The following is a 1,809-nucleotide window of genomic DNA, read 5'->3' on the forward strand; positions in this document are numbered from 1 at the left end:
CCCCCTCTGTTAGGATAGATGTCGTATGATACTTTAGTGTTATAGTTAAGTAAATAACACGGAGGTCGATCAACATGGCAGGGAGAAATAGAGTAAGATATTCGCAAGAACAAAAAGAAGCCATTGTCAAACGGATGATGCCGCCCAACAACGAAGCGGTGGCACAAATCTCGAAAGAAGAAGGCATCACAGAAGTAACTTTGTACAAGTGGCGTAAAGAAGCACGTGCAGCTGGAGTGGCAACGCCTGGAAATGGACAAACAAGCGATAAATGGAGCAGTCAAGATAAGTTTTTAATCGTGATGGAGACATTCGCGATGAACGAAACGGAACTGGCTGAGTATTGTCGCAAAAAGGGATTGTATCGTGAACAGATCGAGGCATGGCGAACGGTATGCCTTCAGGCAAATGGTCAAGTATATGATCAATCGAAGCAGTTAAAAGGTTCGTTGAAGGAAGAACAGAAACGTGCCAAGCAATTAGAAAAAGAGCTACAAAAGAAGGAAAAAGCATTAGCGGAAGCTGCCGCGTTATTACTGCTCAGAAAAAAGGCCCAAGCGATTTGGGGGGACGACGAGGAAGAATGATTTGCCCGTCAAATCGCGCATTAGCTGTCGAACTTATCCTAGAAGCAAATCAAACCGGTGCGCGATTAGCGAAGGCTTGCGAGGAACTTCATATCAGCGTTCGAACATACGAGCGCTGGGTGGCAGAGGGGGATTTAAAGGTAGATCAGCGTCCTCTTACGAAAAGGCCCGTGCCGAAAAATAAGTTGTCCGAGGAAGAAAAAGAGAAAATAATGGCGGTTGTTAAACAAGAGGAATACGCCGATTTACCACCGACACAAATTGTACCAAAGCTTGCGGACAGAGGAACTTATATTGCGTCAGAATCTACATTTTATCGTGTATTGCGTGAAGAAAAAATGCAACATCACCGTGGTCGTAGTCAAAAGCCAACACGAAGAATCCCTGAAAGTCATCTGGCAACATTACCAAACCAAGTATGGACATGGGACATTACTTGGCTAGGTGGACCTGTAAAAGGTTTGTATTATCGACTCTATTTAATTCTCGATTTATTTAGTAGAAAAGTAGTAGGCTGGGAAGTTTGGGAAAAAGAAGAGGCAAAACACGCCGAAACGCTCGTGAAGAGAGCAGTCATCAATGAAAAAATTCAAGGGGCACCACTCGTGTTACATTCAGATAATGGTAGCCCGATGAAAGCTGAGACATTCTTAAGTTTACTAGAGAAATTGGGCATTCAAAGCTCCTTCTCAAGACCGCGTGTGAGCAATGATAATCCTTACTCAGAAGCGATGTTTCGGACACTTAAATATCGGCCCGATTTTCCATACAAAGGTTTTGCATCACTCGAGGAAGCAAGACAATGGGCACAGCAATTTGTCCATTGGTACAACGAGATTCACCTGCATAGTGGGCTGAATTTTGTGACACCTTTACAGTGTCATACAGGAGAACATATAGCCATTTTAGAAAAGCGAAAAAACGTATACGAGGAAGCGAAGGCAAAGCATCCAGAAAGGTGGGCACGAAGCACGAGAAATTGGGCACCAAATGAACAAGTAACGCTCAATCCAATGCGAGATGAGGGGCAAAATGAAGCGATAAGAAAACCATAATATTTCCCGTGTCCCTAGTGATTTGAATCGAAAGTATGCTTTCCCTTTCGATTCAAATCACTAGGTCAGCAAGCGTAGCGCGGTAGCCAAGGGACGAACGCGGGAACCCATGACATTTTTAAAAATACTAAAGTAACTAAATGCGACAACTATATTGACAAACACCG

General features: G+C 43.7%; 1 protein-coding gene. It reads left to right on the top strand.

What is annotated here, in order from left to right; genetic code table 11:
• Positions 1 to 74 precede the first annotated feature (74 nt).
• A protein-coding gene (locus tag DET59_RS21300) for an IS3 family transposase (protein ID WP_397540975.1) occupies positions 75 to 1,642 on the top strand; the annotation gives its coding sequence in 2 pieces (ribosomal slippage) (positions 75 to 558 and positions 558 to 1,642; 1,569 coding nt in all).
• The last annotated feature ends 167 nt before the right edge of the window (positions 1,643 to 1,809 follow it).

It is taken from the genome of Rossellomorea aquimaris (genome assembly GCF_003315075.1).
In the GTDB taxonomy this organism is placed as follows: Bacteria; Bacillota; Bacilli; order Bacillales; family Bacillaceae_B; genus Rossellomorea; species Rossellomorea aquimaris_C.